Source organism: Lampropedia hyalina DSM 16112 (assembly GCF_900129055.1).
Classification (GTDB): domain Bacteria; phylum Pseudomonadota; class Gammaproteobacteria; order Burkholderiales; family Burkholderiaceae_C; genus Lampropedia; species Lampropedia hyalina.
Genome location: NZ_FQUZ01000015.1, coordinates 1 through 18313, shown reverse-complemented (window position 1 = coordinate 18313; position 18313 = coordinate 1). Strand labels below are relative to the sequence as shown.

The window sequence follows — 18313 nt, the reverse complement described above, 5'->3', positions numbered from 1 at the left end:
TATGCGTCAATTCTTCAGACCGAAAACCATCTGTACATCGGCCAACTGAATACGATCATTCTCTGTCAAGCGGACTGGATCGTTCCCCAGCGCAATCCCATTCCAGAGCACAGTGCCCGTGCCACCAGGCTGTCGTTGAAGGGTATAACGGTTCAATGTACGCTGGCAATTCACGGAAACCACCGCCACCCCCGGTGTCCCGAGCGTTACCACGGGTTTGTCCAACACCAATTGCCGACCTGCAGCAGGCCCTGTGCGCACTTCCAGATAGGCTTGGCGGCTGGAGCCCATCTGCTCGGGGAGCGCAATATTGGTATCCGCAAAAGCGGTGGCAAAAGAGGATCGTGGCTTGGGAGAGACCGGACGACTCAAGGCAATCACACAAGAGCCCAGCATCACCTGTTGTGTGGGCAGCCACGCATGACGAACAATGCGCTTGCCATCGAGAAAAGTACCATTGGTACTGTCCAGATCCTCGATCTCCACCACACCCTCATGCCAATGCACCAGCGCATGATGCCCGCTCACCGTCAGATCTTCCAGCACCAGATCATTGGAAAGTCGCCGACCAATGCGAGTCTCCGGCCTGTCCAGCACATACTCCTTCAGAACATTCCCGTCTTTGATGACAGTGAGTTTGTATCCCATGATTGCTCCATTGGTGGGTACGCCACCATCCTGCCCATGACCTGGAAATTATCCCATGTCTGCCGGAAAATAGAAAAGGTCCCATCAAGGCCGATCATTCCGCGCCGCTCAGTTTCGGCACAGACATGAAAAAACCCACATTGCCAGAATGTGGGTTTTTTCCAAGCATGCTACTGTAGCAAGTCAATATTACAGCAGACCCTTGAGCAAGCGACCCATTTCAGATGGGTTGCGTGTCACGGTGAAACCGCACTCTTCCAGGATGGCCAGCTTGGCATCGGCAGTGTCTTCGCCACCGGAGATCAACGCGCCGGCATGGCCCATGCGCTTGCCAGCAGGTGCAGTCACGCCCGCAATGAAGCCCACCACGGGCTTCTTGAAATTGTCCTTGCACCAGCGAGCGGCTTCGGCTTCGTCCGGGCCACCGATTTCACCAATCATGATGACGGCATCGGTATCGGGGTCGTCATTGAACGCCTTCATCACATCGATGTGCTTGAGACCGTTGATGGGGTCGCCACCAATGCCCACGGCGGACGACTGGCCAATGCCCAGTTCGGTCAGTTGTGCCACAGCTTCATAGGTCAGCGTACCGGAACGGGATACGACACCGACGCGGCCCTTCTTGTGGATGTGGCCGGGCATGATGCCGATCTTGATTTCATCGGGCGTAATCAAACCAGGGCAGTTGGGGCCCAGCAGCAGGGTGCGCTTGCCACCAGCCGCTTCCTTGGCTTTCATCCTGTTGCGCACTTCCAGCATGTCCTTGACTGGAATGCCTTCAGTGATGCAGATGGCCAGATCCAGATCGGCCTCGACGGCCTCCCAGATGGCAGCGGCTGCGCCAGCAGGCGGAACGTAGATCACGGAAACAGTCGCGCCGGTTTGAGTGGCAGCTTCTTTCACCGATGCGTAAATCGGGATGTTGAAGATGGATTCACCCGCTTTTTTCGGGTTCACACCGGCCACGAATGCTGCTTTGCCGTTGGCGTATTCCTGACACTTTTCGGTGTGGAACTGGCCGGTCTTGCCGGTGATGCCCTGGGTGATGACTTTGGTGTCTTTGTTGATGTAGATAGACATGGCAATTCCTTACTTCTTGACGGCAGCCACCACTTTTTCAGCGGCTTCGGCCATGGTGTCGGCACTGATGATGGGCAGGCCGGATTCTGCCAGCAGCTTCTTGCCCAGTTCCTCGTTGGTGCCCTTCATGCGCACGACCAGCGGCACTTTCAGGTTCACGGCGCGGCTGGCGGTAATCACACCAGTGGCAATGGTGTCGCACTTCATGATGCCGCCGAAGATGTTCACCAGAATGGCTTCGACCTTGGGGTTTTGCAGCATGATCTTGAAGGCTTCGGTGACCTTCTCGGGGGTCGCACCGCCGCCCACGTCCAGGAAGTTGGCCGGCTCCCCGCCGAACAGCTTGATGGTGTCCATCGTGGACATGGCCAGGCCAGCTCCATTGACCAGACAGCCGATGTTGCCATCGAGGCTGATGTAGGCCAGATCGAACTTGGAGGCTTCCACTTCGGCTGGGTCTTCCTCGTCCAGATCGCGCAGTGCCACGATTTCGGGGTGACGGTACAAGGCGTTGGAGTCGAAGTTGAACTTCGCGTCCAGTGCAATGATGTTGCCCTTGCCGTCGCGGTTCAGCGGGTTGATTTCCACCAGCGACGCATCGGTTTCCTGATAGGTCTCGTAGAGCTTCTTGAACACGTCCACGGCCTGTGCCTTGGAGTCGGCAGGGATGCCGATGCCATCGGCCAGTTCGCCGGCCTGCTCATCGGTCAGACCGACCAGCGGATCGGCAAACACCTTGATGATTTTCTCGGGGTGGCTGTGCGCCACTTCCTCGATGTCCATGCCGCCTTCGCTGGAAGCGATGAACGCCACCTTCTGGCTGGCGCGGTCGGTCACCACGGACACATAGTATTCCTTCTGGATGTCGGCTCCGTCCTCGATGTAGAGGCGACGCACTTTCTGTCCTTCCGGGCCGGTCTGGTGCGTGACGAGCTGCATGCCCAGAATCTGTTCGGCCAGTGCCTTGACATCGTCGATGCTCTTGGCCACTTTCACGCCACCGCCCTTGCCGCGGCCACCTGCATGGATTTGCGCCTTGACCACCCAGACCGGACCACCGAGCTTCTGGGCGGCTTCCACGGCTTCCTGAACGGTGAATGCGGGGATTCCACGGGGCACGGGCACCCCGAACTTGCGCAAGATTTCCTTGCCTTGGTATTCGTGAATCTTCATGAGGAGTCTCTCAGGAGGAATTAAAAGGACGTTGTAATCGTGCCCGGTCGCTCCACGGCCACAGCACCGTAATTACAGCGAGGTAATGTATCATGGGCACAGTCTTGGTATGGGGTGATTTCGCATCGAATTGGTGCTTTTCACGAAAACTTTTCCCTATGAAACCGCCCATTCCAGGGTTTTCCCCAGCCCCATTTCGGGCATGATGTTGCGCTTGGCAAGATGCTGGCACACGCTGGCAGGTCGCGCTTTCATGCGTTTCTTTCTTCTTTTCTTCAGCCTCAACCCCTATGTCCAAAGTTTTCATTGACGGCGAAGCAGGCACGACTGGCTTGCAGATTCGCGATCGCCTGGAATTGCTCGATGCCGTGGAAATCGTCAGCATCGCCCCCGAGCAACGCAAGGACTCAGCCGCCAAGCGCGCCCTGATCGCCGATGTCGATCTGGTGGTGCTGTGCCTGCACGACGATGCCGCCCGCGAAACGGTGGCTCTGGTGGAGGAGGTCGAGGCAGAGATCGGGCGCGACATCAAGATCATCGATGCGTCCACGGCACACCGCGTCGCTCCCGGTTGGGTCTATGGCTTCCCGGAACTGGCCCAGGGTCAGGCCGATGCCATCCGCCAGGCCAGCCGCATCGCCAATCCGGGCTGCTATGCCACCGGAGCGATTGCGCTGCTGCGTCCGCTGATCGATGCCGGGCTGCTGCCGGCTGATTTTGCCGTGGCCCTGCCCTCGGTGAGCGGCTACTCAGGGGGCGGTCGCACCATGATCGAAGCCTATGAGGCCGGACAGGCCCCGGCGTTCGAGTTGTACGCGCTGGGCTTGCAGCACAAGCACATTCCCGAAATCATGGCCTACACGGGCCTGCAACGCTGCCCGTTGTTCACCCCTTCGGTGGGCAATTTTGCACAGGGGATGCTGGTGCAACTGCCGCTACATTTGGATCTGCTGCCCGGCCAGCCCACCGCCACCGACCTGCACGATGCCCTGCACAGCCACTATGCCCTGACCAACACACCAGAGCAATTTGTGCAGGTGCTGCCCGCCGATGCCAGCGGCAAGCTGGACGCACTGGCCCTGAACAACACCAATCAACTGGAACTGCGCGTCTTTGGCAACGAAGCCCACCGCCATGCCGTGCTGGTGGCACGTCTGGACAACCTTGGCAAGGGTGCCAGTGGCGCGGCCGTGCAGAACCTGAAACTGACACTGGACATCGACTGATCCAGCAACTTAGCCCACCGCCTCCACGAAAAAGCCGCACTCCACGAAAGGAATGCGGCTTTTCCTTGCGCTGAAGACCGCTTCAGGCTGCCACACACCGAATGGCGAATGGCAATTGCGGCCCGTTCCGGTCAGAACGTGTTTACGATCTCGGCGCGAGTGCTGTTGTGCCTCAAGAACCGTAGCTGCAAGGCGAAAACCGCAGACGGGCTGGTGGCCCGGCGAGGATTTTCAACGCCGCAGATGCAGTTCTTGGGGTGCAACCCACAGGGTATGGCGTAGCCATACAGCTTCGTGCCGGGATCGTAAACACGTTCTCAGAACAATACGCGGGTGCGCACGGTACCGGGCACTTCCTTGAGTGCGTCCTTGACCTTGTCGGCCGTGCCGGCTTCCACGTCTATCACCACATAGCCAATGCTGTCGTCGGTTTGCAGGTACTGGGCGGCAATGTTGATTTTCGCTTCGGAGAAAATCTGGTTGATGGCGGTCATGACCCCCGGCACATTGCGGTGAATGTGCAGGATGCGATCCCGGCCAGGGTGGGCGGGCAGAGCCGCTTCGGGGAAGTTTACCGATGTGGTGGTCGTGCCGTTGTCGCTGTACTTGGCGAGTTTTTCGGCCACTTCCAGCCCAATGTTGGCCTGTGCCTCCATCGTGGAGCCACCAATGTGCGGGGTCAGGATGACGTTGTCCAGGCCTCGCAAAGGCGAGATGAATTCATCCTTGTTGGTGCGTGGCTCGACGGGGAACACGTCGATGGCAGCCCCCAGCAGCTTCTTGGACTTGATGGCTTCGGCCAGCGGCTCAATCTCCACCACTGTGCCACGCGAGGCATTGATGAGGATGGAGCCTTCCTTCATGGCTGCGATTTCCTTCGCGCCGATCATCCACTTGGTGGAAGCGAGTTCCGGTACATGCAGGCTGACGATGTCGCTTTGCGCCAGCAATTCGTTCAGGCTGTGCACCTGGTGGGCGTTGCCCAGCGGCAGCTTGGTGATGACATCGTAAAAAATGACGTGCATGCCCAACGACTCGGCCAGCACCGACAGCTGCGAGCCAATCGAGCCGTAGCCAACGATGCCCAGGGTCTTGCCGCGAATCTCGTAGGAGTTGCTGGCCGACTTGAGCCAGCCGCCCCGGTGGGCCACGATGTTCTTTTCAGGAATGCCACGCAGCAGCAGGATAGCTTCGGCCAGCACCAGTTCGGCCACGGAGCGGGTGTTGGAGTACGGTGCATTGAACACGGCCACGGCACGGGCGCGGGCCGCATTCAGGTCGATCTGGTTGGTGCCGATGCAGAATGCGCCCACGGCCACCAGCTTGTGGGCGGCCTCGAAAACTTCTTCGGTCAATTGGGTGCGCGAGCGGATGCCCAGAAAGTGCACGTCGGCGACACGCGCCTTCAGTTCCTCTGCGGGCAACGCGCCAGCGACGGTTTCGACGTTGGTATAGCCCGCCTGCTTCAGCACCTCGACTGCGGAAGGGTGAATGCCTTCCAGCAGCAGGATCTTGATCTTGTTTTTGTCCAGGGATGTCTTGGTCATGATGAAAGGAGAAAAATCAACGAATGAAAATGCAGTCACGCCGCCCCAACGGATGCGACTGGTGGATGGCAGTTCAGCTTCCCGACGATGGCCGCCCCTGCCGGTGCAGGGAGGCCATACTATCACCAAATCGGTGCCGATGCGGCAGGCATGGTCGGCGAAAACCGGCAGAATCGCAGGCCCGGATGGCCCACGGCACTACTTCTGCATGCCCCAGCGTCGCACCGTCACGCGCTCCAGTGTGTTGAACAGCAGGTTCTCCACCAGCAGCCCCAGGAGGATGACCAGGGCCAGCCCGGCGAACACCCGGTCGGTGTACAGTTCGTTGCGGTTCTGGAAGATGTACCAGCCCAGCCCGCCCTGGCCGGAGGTCGTGCCGAACACCAGTTCGGCGGCAATCAGGGTGCGCCATGCAAACGCCCAGCTCAGGCGCAGGCCCGACAGGATGGAAGGCAGTGCCGCCGGAACCAGAATCTGGAAGATATAGCGCACGCCCCGCAATCCGTAGTTGCGCCCGGCCATGCGCAGGGTTTCGGGCACGGCCAGAAAGCCGCTGTAGGTGCTCAATGCCAGTGGCCAGAGCACCGAATGCACCAGCACGAAAATCAGGCTGTTGTCTCCCAGCCCGAACCACAGCAGTGCCAGCGGCAGCAATGCAATGGCAGGCAGGGGGTTGAGCATGGAAGTGAGCGTGGAGAGCAGATCACGCCCGAACTGGGTGGAGACGGCCAGCGAAGTCAAACCAAAAGCGGCCACCACGCCCAGCGCGTAGCCCTGCAACAGCACCTTGACCGAGACGGCAGCTCGCAGCAGCAACTCGCCGCTGGCCAGCCCCTGCCAAAATGCCACCGCAGTCTGCGTGAAAGTGGGCACGAGCAGATCGTTGTCCACCAGCCGCCCGGTGACTTCCCACAGCAGCATCAGCCACAGCAGAATCACCGCCTTGCGCAGCCATGCCTGCTGCCACAGGCGACTGCGCAGCCCGCGCTGGCGTGCCACAGGTGCGGCGGTGAATGGCTCCAGCGTGCATTCGTACTCGGGTCGCACCGGTGCGACTGTCAGTGTGGCATGGGAGCGAAAATCAGCACTCATACGGAAATATTGAAGTAGCCCGCCTCGTTGGGGCGCAGCCAGAAGATGTTGTCGTCCTGGCGGCCTTCGGCTTCCAGGTCGGGGTTGCTGGCATCCTCGAACAGCAGGCGGTGGATGCGCCGGGCGGTGCGCTGGAATGCCACACTGCCCGCGCTGTGCAGGTCGAACTGGTGGCTGTTGATCTCGGCACGCACCCGGCCCGGATGGGGCGAGAGCAGCAGAATGCGGCTGCCCAGCACCAGGGCTTCTTCAATCGAATGGGTGATGAACACCAGCGTGAAGCGCACCTCCTGCCACAGAGCCAGCAACTCCTCCTGCATGCGGCGGCGCGTCAATGCGTCCAATGCCGCGAATGGCTCGTCCATCAGCAGAATGCGCGGCTGCATGGCCAGCGCGCGGGCAATGGCCACGCGCTGCTTCATGCCGCCCGACAGAGTGTGCGGGTAGGCATGGGCAAACTGGCTCAACCCCACCCGCTCCAGACAGTACAGGGCGCGCTCCGTGGCCTCGGCCCTGGGCAGGGTGCGCGAAGCCAGCAGCGAGAACATCACGTTCTGCAACACGGTTTTCCACGGCGCGAGCTGGTCGAATTCCTGAAACACCACGATGCGGTCGGCCCCCGGCTGGCGCACCAACTGGCCATCGAGCAGAATCTCGCCCTCGGTGGGTGCAATGAAACCCGCAATCGCCTTGAGCAGCGTGGATTTGCCACAGCCCGACGGCCCCAGCACCACATAGCGGTCGGCCTCGCAGACGCTGAAGCTGACCTGGTGCGTGGCCCGCACCACATGCTGCGGGGTCTGGTACTCCAGCGTCACGCCCTGCACACGCAACAGCGCGTCTGGCCATGCCGATGCCGGGTGGGCCACTGTGGCCGTCTGTTCAGGCACCATCGCCATCAGCTTCCGTCGGCAATGCCGGGCTGCTCAAATACATAATCGCGCACCGACTCGGGCTTGTTGCGAATGGCTCCCACGCGGTGCAGGAACTGCCCCAGCGGCAGGGTATTGTGCAGCGTGGTGGTGAAGCGCACTTGCGGGTTGCGCAGCACCTGCAAGACCAGATCGCGGCTGGTATTGGACTGCGTCACGCGCAGAAAAATATCGGCGGCCTGCTCCGGGTGGTCGGTGATGAAGGATGCGGCCTCGTTGAGCGCGTTCACGAAGGCGCGATAGGTCTTGGGATTGTCCTGGCGGAACTTCTCGGTGGCATACAGCACGGTGGCCGAAGCCGGGCCGCCCAGTACGTCGTAGGAATTGAGCACAATGTGCGCATTCGGGTTGCTGGCCAGAATCTGCTCGGAAAACGGCGGATTGCCAAAATGCGCATTCACTTCTGTGCCGCCGCTGATGAGCGCGGCCGTGGCATCGGGGTGCGGCAGTTGCACCTGCAAGCGATCCAGCTTGTTGAACTGTGCATCGCCCCACTCCTTGGCCGAAGCCAGTTGCAGAATGCGCGACTGCACCGACACCGTCACGGCAGGCAGGGCAATGCGGTCGGCATCGCCGAAATCGGCAATGGTCTTGACCTTGGGATTGGTGCTCACCAGATAGTAGGGAAAGTTGCCCAGCGAGGCCACGGCCTTGACGTTCTGCCGCCCCTTGGTGCGATCCCAGATGGTGAACAGCGGCCCTACACCGGCCCCGGCCACGTCAATCGAGTTGGACAACAAGGCATCATTGATGGCCGCGCCCCCCGACAGGCGCACGAACTTCACGTCGATGTCCAGCCCTTCGGCCTTGCCGTGTTTCTCGATCAGTTGTTGATCCTGCGCCACGTTCAGCAGCAAATAGACAATGCCAAACTGCTGGGCAATGCGGATGCTGCCCTCGGCCTGTGCCACCACAGGAGCCAGCATGGCGGCACTGAACAGACTGCTGGCCGCCAGCCATGCCACGGCCCGACGGCGCAAATGCCGCGTGCCCGTTTGCCAGAACCATTCCCGCGCACCTGATTTGACCGTCATACGCTGCCCTTCCCTGTGTTGAATCCGTCCGAAAAGCAGGCACTGTAGGAAAAATCCGTTCAATCCAGAACGAATTGTTTTCCATCAGCTAATAAGAAAAATATCTATAGGTCTTCAGAACCCCAGCCCCAGTTCCACCCAGGCGGCATAGGCACTGGAGGATTGCTGTGCCTGCGCGCTGCTGCCGTTGCGAAAGCGTGCCGACGGGTCGAACCAGCCCACGGCAGCTTCCAGCTTGATGTCGCGGCGGGGCCGCCAGCCCAGCACCACATCCAGCCCGGACCCCAGACGGCGGGTGCTGAGGATGTCGGTATCGGGATTGAGTTCGGTGCTGCGCCGGGTCAGGGTGGCGAGGTGGTGCTGGGTGTAGCGGTGGTACACCATGTCCAGCGTCAGTTGGGGGGCCAGATTCAGCCCCACGCCTGCCGTGAGAATGTGCAGATTGCGCAGTTCGGGGTTGAGTGCCACGCCATAGACCTGGTATTTGGTCAGGCCACCGAAGTCGGCTTCGTTGGATTGCAGCCCGCTCTGGCGGTAATGCCTGCGTCGGCCATCGCTGGCATTGCCGTCGCCGCTGCCCCAGGCATAGCCCAGCGTCAGGCGCGGGCGCAACGCCGCTTTGTGGAATACATAGGTTCCCCCGGCATCCAGTGCATGGCCGCGCAGCGATTCGCCCTCTTCGCGGCCACGCACGGTGGCCACTTCCAGCCAGTGGCGCAGGCGTTTGTCGGGGTCGGCGTGGGAGCGCAGACCCAGGTGCAGCAGACGGTCGCGGTCGGTACTCAGATCGCGCTGGGCCACGGCGTAGGTTCCAAGTTGCCAGTCCTTGTCCAGCCGGTAACGCGCCAGCACGGCGGTGGTATTGACCGGGTTGCCCTTGGTGCTGCTGTCCAGCAAGTCCCGCTGCCAGTGATTGACGCGCCCGCCCAGTGCCTGCACGCTCCAGCGGCCTCGCGTGGCCTCCAGCAACAGTCCGTCGATGTTTTCGTCGAACAGCCATTCGCGCTCGTCGCGCAGTTGCCAGCGGCCCAGCCGAACGCGGGTCTGTGCCCATGCGGTGTCTGGCTTGAGCGTGACATACGCCTGGTTCAGGCTGAGTTTGTTGGCTTTCTGGGGTGTTTCGCCGGTTTCGCGCTCGATCTCGCGGCTGAGTTCGGTCTCGACGAAACCGGAGAGGGCCGCATCGCGGCGGATGTGGGCGTTCAGGCGCAACGTCGGCTCGATGGCCAGTTCATTGATGCGCTTGCTGCCGCGCCGCAGCTCGGTGTTGCGCAAGGCTTCGGCTTCGGCAATGGCGCGACCGCTCCACTCCACCAGCGGCTCGGCGGCGACAGTGGCACTCCACAGGCAGAAACAGGCCAGCGACGGGCGAAGCAAGGAATTCAGGAAAGGCATAGGGCAAGCTGTTGGATGCAAAGGTCAATCAAGGCAGGCGTGGTGTGCTGGCGGTCGGCAAACTGGGTGCTGAGGTAAATGTGCCGTGCCAACGACAGCACGGTGAAAGCGGCCACGTCCTGCGCGGTCACGCCCTCGCTGCCGGTCACGAAGGTGTGTGCGAATGCGCGGGCATGCTGCCGGTAGTGCTCGGGCGTGCCGTGCAGGCGCAGTCCCAGTTCCTGCACATGGGCAAGGTAGTTGCCGGCATCCAGTGCAGGATGCCCCCAGCAGACCAGATCGAGATCAAGCAACACCACGCGCTCGGGCTGGCCTTCGCGCAGCAGCACCTGGTCGGGATAGAAATCGCGGTGCAGGCTGGCGCGCGGCTGCTTGCGCTGTGGGGCATCGACGAGGGCCTGCAACTGCTCACACTGCGCCAGCACCTGGGTCATGGCATCGGCCCACTGCGGGCGCAATGCCGCTGCTTCGGTCAGGCGACGACGCAACACCGCCATTTCATCGGCCAGCGTCCAGTGTCGGGGCGGGGTGGACACATCGGCCACACCACTGCCATGCAAGGCCAGCAGAGCCTGGGCCACGCGCTGACCGTACAGCAACAGTTGTGCCTGTGGCGTATCGCGGCGCAACAGGTGCATGACATCGGCTCCCGCCACACGCCGTTGCAGCCACAGGCGGTGTTCGGGCCATATCCCCAGCGGCTCGGGCACGGAAACATCGGCCTGTTCATCGAAACCCTGGTTCCACAGAGCCTGCTGCACGGAAAACGAGGTGCGATCTGCGCCCTTGTGGCGGTATTTGCCCAGTATCACGTCCGGCTCGGGGGCATCGGGGCGTTGCAGGCGGTATTCCACCACCGCACGCCGACCCGGCTTGTGGCGCAGCAGTCGGGCCGCGTGCAGCCGCGTGCCTTGCGGCCAGTCCAGAGCCTGGCGCAATGGTGCAGCCATTTGCGCCACGTCGGTGAGGGTGGCCAGCGTGTCGGCCTCGGCGGTGGCCGGGGCAATGGTGGCGGCGGGAGCATCCAGCAGTTGCTGCACCCGTTGCAACACGGCATCGGTATCGCGCAGCCACTGTGCGGAACGTTTGCGAAACGGCTCGGTGGCCAGCCGCAACAGCGCGGTGGCCACATGCCAGCGCAGCGGCTGCACGTCCGGCAGGGGCTGGCGCGACCGGGGCACTGGCTGCTGGTAGCCCGCCAGCACCTGCTGCATGGCCTGTTCGCACTGGGCGGGGGCCATCACGCCTTCAATGACCTGCAACTCGAAGCGCGCCTGCAAGGAGGCCAGATCGGTGAGGGGATGGCCCTGCGCGGCGCGATCCCAGTCGATGATCTGCAAGCCCTCTGCGGCCAGCGGGCGGATGACCTGATCGGCAGAAAAATCGCCGTGAATCAACGTGCTGTCGCCCTGCTCGGCCAGCAGGGCCTGTGCCACGCGGGTGGCCAGAGCGTGAAACTGCTGCGCCTGGGGTGTGGCTATCGCCTGCAAGGTGTCGTGCACGCTCCAGAGTGCCCGCACCTCGTCGTGGGCGGTGCGGCGCAGCGGGTGTACCACGTCCGTGCGGTGCACCCGCGCCAGTGCCTGCCCCAGTGCGGGCATGAGTTCGAGCGACAAGCCCTGGCCTTCTTCCGGGCAGAGGCTGTGCCCCGGCTGCCAGCGCGTGGCCAGCAGGCGGTGCTCGGCCGACACGCCCAGCCACACCAGTTGCCCCAATGCCGCGCCCATCGAAACGCCGTTGAGCATTTCGCCAAACTCGCTGGCATTGGCACAGCGCAGCACGGCCACCGGCTGCCCGGCTGCATCCACGCGCACCACCACGCGGCGTTCGGGCTTGTAGCGCAGCACCTGCATCTGCAAGGGCTGGTCGGCTGGCACAAAGGCAAGCCACTGGCGCAGCAGGGCTTCGCGCTGGCGGCCAGCCGCGCCATCGTCCAGCCAGAGCCAGTGGCGGATGGCGCGGTCGTGCGCCATGTCGAACACCATCATGCCCGCATCGGCCAGCCCCAGCGGGGCACGCGGATGCCCGGCCTGCACCAGTTTCTGGCGTTGGGGATGCGTCCACGACTGGGCGAAGCGCGTGGCCGTCAGCACCTTGGCGCAACCGTGCCAGACCCGGCCATCGTCCCATTGCACCCGCAGCCCTGCCGTGGCACTGTTGCCGGGTTTGTAGCGCAGATACTGAACCTGCACGGCGCAAGCCTGCGCGAAGCGGTCGGTCTGCCGCAAGCGGTGCAGCAGGGCCGCCTCGTCCAGCAGCAGGTGCAGCCCCGGCAGGGCGGCATCCCCGGCGGCGAGGCGGGCATCATCGGGGGAAAGCATGGCGGGGTTTCCTTGCAAGAATCATCATGTGGCCGGGTGTTGCAACCGCCAGAGTTCGGCGTAGCGGCCTTGCTGGCCCAGCAGTTCGGCATGGCTGCCCTGCTCCCGAATCTGGCCGTTTTCGATGAACACAATCCGGTCGGCCTGCGCGGCAAAAGCCAGATCGTGGGTGACGAGGATGCTGGTGCGCCCGCGCATCAGGCGCAGCAGGGCCTGGGTAACCTGGTGTTCGTTCTCGCTGTCCAGCCCCACGGTGGGTTCGTCCAGAATCAGCAGCGGGCTGTTGCGGATGGCGGCGCGGGCAATGGCCATGCGCTGGCGTTGCCCGCCCGAGAGCGAGCTGCCGCGCTCGCCCAGCACCGTGTCGTAGCCCTGTGGCAGTTGCTGGATGAATTCGTGCGCATTCGCCAGTTGTGCAGCGGCGACGATCTGCGCCTCGGTGACATCGCCCAGCGCGGCCAGTGCAATGTTCTCGCGCACGCTCACGCCAAACAGCAGGCTTTCCTGCGGCACCAGGCTGATTTGCTGGCGCAGGCTTTGCAGGGTGCAGTCGCGGATGTTCTGTCCGTCAATCAGCACCTGCCCCTGATCGGGGTCGTACAGGCGCAGCAACAGGCTGGTGATGCTGGACTTGCCCGCACCCGACGGCCCGGTGATGGCCACCGCCTGCCCGGCGGCAATCGTGAAGGCCAGATGCTCGAACAGCGGGCGCACGCTGCCATCGTCACTGCGATAGCCAAAGCCGACATCGGCAAAGCGCACGTCACCGCGCAGCACCTGCAAGGGCTGGGCATCGGGGCGATCCTGAATGTCCGGCTGCTCGTCGAGCAAGTCCACCACGCGCTCGCCCGCAGCCAGTGCCTTGGAGAGCCGCCCGGTGTACTTGGCGTACTCGCGCACGGGCCGGAACGCGCTTTTCAGGTAGGAGATGAAGATGAGCAGATCGCCCGGCGACATGCTGCCGCCAATGACGGCATAGGCTCCCTGCAACAGCACCAGTGCGGTGGCCAGGGCGACGATCAGATCGACCTTGCGCTCCAACCCGGCGGAGAGGCGTTTGGACTTGACGTTCTGCTGGCTGCTTTGCGCATCGTCGCCGCCGAAACTGCGCATGGTGGCGCGCTCCAGCGAGAGCGATTGCACGGTGCGGATCGCGGCCATGAATTCCGCCGCCTTGGCCGCCAGCGAGCCTTCGCGCTTGCGCTGGGCGCGGCTGACTTCGTGAATCTGGCGGCTGGCGCGGCGGGTGCTCCACAGCAGCAGCGGCATGGGCAACAGGGCCACCAGCGTGAGCTTCCAGTTCAGCACCAGCATGATGGCGAACATGCCGCCCAGAATGAAGATGTTCGCCAGCATCGGCATCAGTGCCGTCACGGTGGCCTCGCGCAACATGCCGATGTCGTTGATGAGGCGCATGGTCAGATCGCCCGTGCGGGAGCGGCCATGAAACGCCAGTGACAGCCGTTGCAGGTGTGCGAACAAGTCCAGGCGCACGGCACTGAGCACGCGGCTGCCCGCCAGGGCCAGCCCCACGGTGCTGCTGAAGTTCATCACCGCCTTGAGGGCGGCAATCGCCACCACCGCCCCGGCGCAGAGCCAGAGCAGGTGCACGGTATCGCGCCCTGCGGCCAGATCGCCCAGCAGCCCGCTGGCCTGTCCGCTGCCCGAGAGCACATGATCGATGACGAAGGCCAGCGGCCACGGCTCCAGCAGGCGCATGGCGGTGGACAGCACCAGTGCCAGCAGCGAGCCACCGATGAGGGCACGCTGCGGGCGCATATAGGGCGCGAACCGCCGCGCCATCAGCCGCCAGGGGCTGGGCTGCGCATTCGCACGCGGGCTGCGGCTCATGCCAGCGGCCTCGGTGGCTGCAAGGGCGTGGTGCGCATGGTGTGCACAATCCGCTGCACCACGGCATCCCAACTGCGCTCCTGCTCGGCCAGTCTGCGCCCGTTGTGCCCCATGCGTGCCTGCTGGGCGGGGTCGTTGAGCAACTGGGCGATGGCCTCGGCCATCTGCTCGGGCTGCTGTGGTGGCACCAGCAGGCCGGTTTCGCCATGCAGCACCACCGATTCCAGATGCCCCACGCGGGTGGCCACCACCGGCAGGCCCGCCGCCATGTATTCGTAAATCTTCAGGGGCGAAAAATAAAATTCGGCCAGTTGCGGATAAGGCGCGACGGCCACATCCATCTGCGCCAGCCAGCCGGGAACCTGTGCCGGCTCCACCGCTCCGGCAAACCGGACGTGCGCCTCCAGCCCGCGAGCCACCAGATCGGCCCGAATGGCCGCCTGCTCCGGCCCGTCGCCCACCACCAGCAGGCGCGTGTGCGGATACTGGCGATGCAGCCGCTCGAATGCCTGCACCAGTGTGGGCAGACCGTGCCAGGGCTTGAGCGTGCCCAGAAAACCGATCACAGCAGGTTCGGCCCCTGAATCATGCGCCCGACGCGCCATGCGCCCAGCGCGACCGGCGGCCGCAGTGGCAAAGCGGGCCGGGTCCACGCCATTGGCCACCACCTGCACGCGCTGCGGCTCGGCCCCCTGCGCTTGCAGGTACTGCTTCACGCCGGGCGAGACGGCGATCATGGCGGTGGCATCGGCAAAGACCGACTGCGCCACCCGCCGCGCCTCGTGCTCCAGCGGCAGTTCGCGGTGGGTGCGCTGCTCCTCGATCAGCGGGGCATTGACCTCCAGCAGGCCGGGAATGCCCTGTTCGCGCGCATAGGCCATGCCCGCGTCGCTCCAGAGTGAATAGCGTTCGTACACCCAGTCCAGCGGTGCAAGGCTTTGCAAGGCCGAGCGCAGCGCGGCATGGCCTGCCGTCAATGCGCCCTGCGCCCGCTCCAACGCGCTGCCGCGTGGCAAGGGCGGCAAGGCGAGGCACTTCAACCCCTCCAGACCGGCGGGTGGCTCGCCATCGAAGCGTTGCGCAATCAGCGTCACGTCCACCCCTTGTTTCAGCAGGCCGCGCAGCACCTCCTGCACATGCACGGACGCACCCTTGCAACCAAATACCGGAATGCCGGGGTCGGCACAGACATAGGCCATGCGCATCGTTCAGCTCCTTGCGGCAGTCTGGGCCGTGTGGGATTCGACGGCGCGGCGGAACACCTGCCGCTGCACGGCGGCATTGCGGTCGATGTCGTAATCGCGCTCGATCAACGCACGCGCCTGGTGCGAGAAGCGACTGCGCCGCTGGGCATCGGCCAGCAGGCTCTCGATGGCCTGCGCCAGCAACGCCGGGTCTTGCGGGGGAATGCACAGCCCGGTTTCGCCATCCACCACCAGTTCCGGGATGCCCGCCACCTGGGTGGAAATCACCGGCGTGCCCAGTGCCATGGCTTCCAGCAGCACCGTGGGCAGGCCGTCGCGGTCGCCATCGGCACTGATGACGCAGGGGGCCACCATCACCGCTGCCTGGCGCAGCAGCCGGATGATGTCCGGCTGGGGCATGGCTCCGGTGAGGGTCATGCAGTCCTGCACGCCCTGCTCGGCCATGCGGGCAGCCAGTGCCTCGCGCAGATCGCCCTCGCCCACCAGCGTGCAGTGAAAGGCCACGCCGCGCTCCTTGAGCAGCCGCACGGCATCGACCAGCACCTCGAAGCCCTTCTTCGGAACCAGCCGCCCCACCGCCAGCACATGCGGCGCGCGTTGGGCCACCTGCGCCGGATCACTGGCAGGGAACTTGCGCAAATCCATGCCGTTGTAGATGCGCACGGCACGCGCCGCATCCGCACCGTACTGCTGGCGCAGATAGGCCAGGTTGTAGTCGGAGACCGTGATGGTGCTGGCCGCGTCGCGCATTTTCTGGTCCAGCGCGGTGGATTCCTCGTACTGGTAGTAGATGTCCTTGGCATGGGCCGTGAACGTGTAGCCCACGCCGCTGAACAAGGCCGCCAGCCGCGCCACCGTGGTGGCCTGCGTGCCAAAGTGTGCGTGCAGATGCTGGATGCCGCGCTCGCGCACCGCCATGGCCAGCAGCAGGGCCTGGGCACATTCGTGCACGCTGCCCCGCAGGGCTTCAGGCAGATGCTGGGCCAGCCCCGGCAGTTGCTGCTCGGCCTGGCGCACGATCTGCCAGAAGGATTCCGGGTTGCGCTGCTTGTCGGAATAGCGCGTCACCGGCGCGCGCACCTGCGAAATGCCATCCTGGAAATGCGCCTCGCTGACCGGCCCCAGCGCGAAGATGTCGATCTTCATGCCCTCGCGCTCGTGCGCCAGAATCTCATTGACCACAAAAGTCTCGGAAAAACGCGGGTAGCGTTTGAGCACATAGCCCACATACAGCGCAGACGGGCAGGCAGAGGCCACAGACGGGGCTGGGCTGACCAGGGGAGGAATCATCGGAAAATTTTCAGTGAAGGGGAAAAAAAGCCACCGCAGCGGCATCATGGATATGGCGGCGCGCTGGCCACCGGCTGAATCTGCCGGTTCAGGCTCAACACCGTGCGAATCCGTTCGGCCACGCGGTCCAGTCCATCGAAGCGCAGCCGCTGGCGCGGATCGGGAGGCTCGTGGCTCTCGGCCATCCAGTCCTCCAGAGCCAGGGGCGTGAGGGCATCGGGGTGCAGGCAGCGCACCAGCCCCAGTTGGTCGAGACGGCTGGCACGAATCCACTGCTCCAGGCGGGGCCTGACGCGCGGCACGATCAGGGCCTTCTTGTGGAACGACAGAATCTCGGTGGTCGTGTTGTAGCCGCCCATCGACACAATGCAGCTCGCGCCCTGCATCAGCTCCAGCGGCTCGGCCACGAAGTCCACCACCACCATGTCGCTGCGCTGCGCCGCCCACTGGCGCAGGCGTTCGCGCTCGGCCACCGGCATCATGGCCCCGGTCACCAGCACACCGCTGTACCCTTCAGGCAAACGCGCATGGACGAATGCCTGCGCCAGCCGAAAGCCATCCTGCCCGCCCCCCACCACACACAGGGCATAGGGCCGGTTCACATCCGGCAGAGTGTCCAGCCCCTTGTGGCGCAGGCGTTGAGTCTGGTCCAGATAGCCCATGAAAAAGGTCTTGGCGCGCGTGGCGGCATCAAAGCCATATTCCTCGGTCAGGTCGTACAGGTGTGGATCGCCATACACCCAGATGGTCGTGAAGTAATCGCGGATCACCTCGAAATTGCGCAGCTTCTCCCACTGCCGCTGCACCACGTCCGGCTCGTCGATGATGTCGCGCAGACCCAGCACGATGCGGATGCCCTTTTTCGCCAGCACTGGCAGGATGCTGTCCAGCTCGTTCATGGCCCCGCGTGGCACATTGTCGATCACCACCACATCCGGCTCGAACGCCTCCAGTGACGCATGGATGATGCGCGAGCGCACATTCACCAGCCGCTGCACATCCTGCCCCAGCGAACGCGGCACATAACGCCCATCGGAGGTCTTGAAGTAGGTAGGCAGCGTCACGCTGTCCGCCCCCCTGGGCAAGGCGAACGTGCCAGCCTCGCGCACACCGGAAATCAGCAGCACCTCGGCATCCGGACGCGCTTGAAACACCGCCTGCGTCAGCAGCATATTGCGGCGGATATGCCCCAGCCCCATCGTGTCGTGGGAATAGAAAGCGAAACGGGGCGCGTGAGGGTGAGCGGATACGTCACCGCAGGGGTGTGTCATGGTGGTGTGTTGAAAGGTGCAGGCACAAACAGGCCGGAAACAAAAAATGCCCCTAGGGCGTGTCATTCATTAGATTCGCCCCCGCGTTGGAGTCCAAAAAGGCTGTGAGCAAGGCGCAAAACACAGCAAGGCTTTATTGCCTTGCGAGGCTTTGCAACGCCGCGCACGGCTTTTTTGGGCCCAACCCTTCGGGCCAGCGCGCCCCGGCAGGCCACTCGTCGTTGCCCACCTTGCCCGTATCGACA

The 18313-nt window shown here is 63.5% G+C and carries 14 protein-coding genes; 1 reads left to right on the top strand and 13 read right to left on the bottom strand.

From position 1 onward, the window contains the following. Positions 1-6: 6 nt before the first annotated feature. The 3 genes from BUE21_RS07480 to sucC form a co-directional block, all read right to left on the bottom strand. Positions 7-648 carry an FHA domain-containing protein gene (locus tag BUE21_RS07480; RefSeq protein ID WP_073356071.1) on the bottom strand — a complete coding sequence of 214 codons (642 nt, stop codon included), beginning with the start codon at positions 646-648 and terminating at the stop codon, positions 7-9. A 189-nt stretch (positions 649-837) separates the two neighbouring features. Continuing rightward, complete coding sequence (sucD, locus tag BUE21_RS07475) at positions 838-1731, bottom strand: succinate--CoA ligase subunit alpha (RefSeq protein WP_073356070.1); 894 nt, start codon at positions 1729-1731, stop codon at positions 838-840. A 9-nt stretch (positions 1732-1740) separates the two neighbouring features. Beyond that, entirely contained in the window at positions 1741-2904 is a 1164-nt protein-coding gene (gene sucC, locus BUE21_RS07470; RefSeq protein WP_073356069.1) for an ADP-forming succinate--CoA ligase subunit beta, read from the bottom strand. A gap of 290 nt (positions 2905-3194) precedes the next feature. Here sucC and argC point away from each other — a divergent pair, with 290 nt between their 5' ends. Next, positions 3195-4130, top strand: coding sequence for an N-acetyl-gamma-glutamyl-phosphate reductase (gene argC, locus BUE21_RS07465; RefSeq protein ID WP_073356068.1), 936 nt, complete (start codon positions 3195-3197; stop codon positions 4128-4130). A gap of 317 nt (positions 4131-4447) precedes the next feature. On the opposite strand, the gene serA is transcribed toward argC, so the two are convergent. From serA to BUE21_RS07415, 10 genes are all read right to left on the bottom strand, one after another. Next, a complete protein-coding gene (gene serA / locus BUE21_RS07460; RefSeq protein WP_073356067.1) occupies positions 4448-5677 on the bottom strand; it encodes a phosphoglycerate dehydrogenase in 1230 nt (409 codons plus the stop codon). A gap of 198 nt (positions 5678-5875) precedes the next feature. Further along, positions 5876-6769, bottom strand: a complete 894-nt coding sequence (locus tag BUE21_RS07455) for an ABC transporter permease (protein ID WP_073356066.1) — start codon at positions 6767-6769, stop codon at positions 5876-5878. Further along, the gene (locus tag BUE21_RS07450) at positions 6766-7662 is read right to left on the bottom strand and encodes an ABC transporter ATP-binding protein (RefSeq protein ID WP_143164459.1); all 897 of its coding nucleotides are present in this window, start codon (positions 7660-7662) and stop codon (positions 6766-6768) included. The genes BUE21_RS07455 and BUE21_RS07450 overlap by 4 nt, the downstream gene beginning before the upstream one ends. A 5-nt stretch (positions 7663-7667) precedes the next feature. Next, on the bottom strand, positions 7668-8735 hold the full coding sequence (locus BUE21_RS07445) for an ABC transporter substrate-binding protein (RefSeq protein WP_084523027.1): 1068 nt from the start codon (positions 8733-8735) through the stop codon (positions 7668-7670). Positions 8736-8849: 114 nt separating this feature from the next. Then, entirely contained in the window at positions 8850-10130 is a 1281-nt protein-coding gene (locus BUE21_RS07440) for an alginate export family protein (RefSeq protein WP_073356064.1), read from the bottom strand. Further along, positions 10118-12451 carry an aminoglycoside phosphotransferase family protein gene (locus BUE21_RS07435; protein ID WP_073356063.1) on the bottom strand — a complete coding sequence of 778 codons (2334 nt, stop codon included), beginning with the start codon at positions 12449-12451 and terminating at the stop codon, positions 10118-10120. Before BUE21_RS07435 ends, BUE21_RS07440 begins: the two co-directional genes overlap by 13 nt. Before the next feature lie 24 nt (positions 12452-12475). Continuing rightward, complete coding sequence (locus BUE21_RS07430; RefSeq protein ID WP_073356062.1) at positions 12476-14302, bottom strand: ABC transporter ATP-binding protein; 1827 nt, start codon at positions 14300-14302, stop codon at positions 12476-12478. Beyond that, positions 14299-15507: a glycosyltransferase family 4 protein gene (locus BUE21_RS07425; RefSeq protein WP_073356061.1), complete on the bottom strand. Its 1209-nt coding sequence runs from the start codon at positions 15505-15507 to the stop codon at positions 14299-14301. Before BUE21_RS07425 ends, BUE21_RS07430 begins: the two co-directional genes overlap by 4 nt. Positions 15508-15510: 3 nt before the next feature. Next, positions 15511-16797 (bottom strand): glycosyltransferase family 4 protein, encoded by a 1287-nt coding sequence (locus BUE21_RS07420; protein ID WP_073356060.1) that lies wholly within the window; start codon positions 16795-16797, stop codon positions 15511-15513. Positions 16798-16841: 44 nt separating this feature from the next. Further along, a complete protein-coding gene (locus tag BUE21_RS07415; protein ID WP_200796712.1) occupies positions 16842-18068 on the bottom strand; it encodes a glycosyltransferase family protein in 1227 nt (408 codons plus the stop codon). Between the last annotated feature and the right edge of the window lie 245 nt (positions 18069-18313).